We start from the raw sequence: 1,751 nt of genomic DNA, 5'->3' as shown, positions 1-1,751 counted from the left end.
TGATGCGGTAGAGGAGCGTTCTGTAAGCCTGTGAAGGTGAGTTGAGAAGCTTGCTGGAGGTATCAGAAGTGCGAATGCTGACATGAGTAACGACAATGGGTGTGAAAAACACCCACGCCGAAAGACCAAGGTTTCCTGCGCAACGTTAATCGACGCAGGGTTAGTCGGTCCCTAAGGCGAGGCTGAAAAGCGTAGTCGATGGAAAACAGGTTAATATTCCTGTACTTCTGGTTATTGCGATGGAGGGACGGAGAAGGCTAGGCCAGCTTGGCGTTGGTTGTCCAAGTTTAAGGTGGTAGGCTGAGATCTTAGGTAAATCCGGGATCTTAAGGCCGAGAGCTGATGACGAGTGTTCTTTTAGAACACGAAGTGGTTGATGCCATGCTTCCAAGAAAAGCTTCTAAGCTTCAGGTAACCAGGAACCGTACCCCAAACCGACACAGGTGGTTGGGTAGAGAATACCAAGGCGCTTGAGAGAACTCGGGTGAAGGAACTAGGCAAAATGGCACCGTAACTTCGGGAGAAGGTGCGCCGGTGAGGGTGAAGGACTTGCTCCGTAAGCTCATGCCGGTCGAAGATACCAGGCCGCTGCGACTGTTTATTAAAAACACAGCACTCTGCAAACACGAAAGTGGACGTATAGGGTGTGACGCCTGCCCGGTGCCGGAAGGTTAATTGATGGGGTTAGCTAACGCGAAGCTCTTGATCGAAGCCCCGGTAAACGGCGGCCGTAACTATAACGGTCCTAAGGTAGCGAAATTCCTTGTCGGGTAAGTTCCGACCTGCACGAATGGCGTAACGATGGCGGCGCTGTCTCCACCCGAGACTCAGTGAAATTGAAATCGCTGTGAAGATGCAGTGTATCCGCGGCTAGACGGAAAGACCCCGTGAACCTTTACTATAGCTTTGCACTGGACTTTGAATTTGCTTGTGTAGGATAGGTGGGAGGCTTTGAAGCGTGGACGCCAGTTCGCGTGGAGCCATCCTTGAAATACCACCCTGGCAACTTTGAGGTTCTAACTCAGGTCCGTTATCCGGATCGAGGACAGTGTATGGTGGGTAGTTTGACTGGGGCGGTCTCCTCCTAAAGAGTAACGGAGGAGTACGAAGGTGCGCTCAGACCGGTCGGAAATCGGTCGTAGAGTATAAAGGCAAAAGCGCGCTTGACTGCGAGACAGACACGTCGAGCAGGTACGAAAGTAGGTCTTAGTGATCCGGTGGTTCTGTATGGAAGGGCCATCGCTCAACGGATAAAAGGTACTCCGGGGATAACAGGCTGATACCGCCCAAGAGTTCATATCGACGGCGGTGTTTGGCACCTCGATGTCGGCTCATCACATCCTGGGGCTGAAGCCGGTCCCAAGGGTATGGCTGTTCGCCATTTAAAGTGGTACGCGAGCTGGGTTTAGAACGTCGTGAGACAGTTCGGTCCCTATCTGCCGTGGACGTTTGAGATTTGAGAGGGGCTGCTCCTAGTACGAGAGGACCGGAGTGGACGAACCTCTGGTGTTCCGGTTGTCACGCCAGTGGCATTGCCGGGTAGCTATGTTCGGGAAAGATAACCGCTGAAAGCATCTAAGCGGGAAACTTGCCTCAAGATGAGATCTCACTGGAACCTTGAGTTCCCTGAAGGGCCGTCGAAGACTACGACGTTGATAGGTTGGGTGTGTAAGCGCTGTGAGGCGTTGAGCTAACCAATACTAATTGCCCGTGAGGCTTGACCATATAACACCCAAGCAATTTGCGTCGAA

The 1,751-nt window shown here is 52.4% G+C and carries 1 rRNA gene; it reads left to right on the top strand.

Annotated elements, in window-relative coordinates:
- Positions 1–1,725, top strand: a 23S ribosomal RNA gene (locus AACY19_RS26510); the annotation flags it as partial.
- Positions 1,726–1,751 lie beyond the last annotated feature (26 nt).

Source organism: Pseudomonas sp. EA_5y_Pfl2_R50 (genome assembly GCF_963970475.1).
Taxonomy (GTDB): Bacteria; Pseudomonadota; Gammaproteobacteria; order Pseudomonadales; family Pseudomonadaceae; genus Aquipseudomonas.
This window is presented reverse-complemented; position numbering and strand designations above follow the sequence as displayed.